Origin of the sequence: Staphylococcus petrasii (genome assembly GCF_002902565.1) — a bacterium.
In the GTDB taxonomy this organism is placed as follows: Bacteria; Bacillota; Bacilli; order Staphylococcales; family Staphylococcaceae; genus Staphylococcus; species Staphylococcus petrasii.
In genome coordinates this window covers 1-443 of the sequence record NZ_PPRC01000134.1, presented here as the reverse complement: position 1 = coordinate 443, position 443 = coordinate 1, and the positions used below count along the sequence as shown (strand labels likewise).

Sequence of the window (443 nt, the reverse complement as noted above, 5' to 3'; positions counted from 1 at the left end):
CGATGTTTGTACCTAATTTACTCCAATCATGTGATTGACCAGCTTGTACTGTGTTTGCGATTGCTTCTGCTAATTTTTGCATTTTAATCTCTCCATCTCGTTATTTTTATTTTTGAAAACTAAGTAATTTATAAATGTTTAGTGTTTATTAGAAACCGAATAATTTACCTAATACGCTTACGCCGTTTTCTACGATACCTACGATGTTTGTACCTAATTTACCCCAATCATGTGATTGACCAGCTTGTACTGTGTTTGCGATTGCTTCTGCTAATTTTTGCATTATAATCTCTCCATTCCGTTATTTTTATTTTATGAAAACTAAGTATTTATAAATGTTCAGGTTATATTAGAAACCGAATAATTTACCTAATACGCTTACGCCGTTTTCTACGATACCTACGATGTTTGTACCTAATTTACTCCAATCATGTGATTGACCA

General features: G+C 32.3%; 3 protein-coding genes. All 3 read right to left on the bottom strand.

Annotated features, from left to right (window positions below; genetic code table 11):
* The coding region (locus CD127_RS12515; protein WP_142381325.1) for a beta-class phenol-soluble modulin at positions 1-82 on the bottom strand (82 nt) is incomplete at its 3' end.
* Between the two features lie 66 nt (positions 83-148).
* On the bottom strand, positions 149-283 hold the full coding sequence (locus CD127_RS12510) for a beta-class phenol-soluble modulin (RefSeq protein ID WP_103297430.1): 135 nt from the start codon (positions 281-283) through the stop codon (positions 149-151).
* Between the two features lie 66 nt (positions 284-349).
* Positions 350-443: beta-class phenol-soluble modulin (locus CD127_RS12505; RefSeq protein ID WP_103366921.1), on the bottom strand; the 94-nt coding region annotated here is incomplete at its 5' end.

Coding starts and splice junctions, on each gene's coding strand:
- CD127_RS12510 (WP_103297430.1), bottom strand. CDS start 283: ATGCAAAAATTAGCAGAAGCAATCGCAAACACAGTACAAGCTGGTCAA.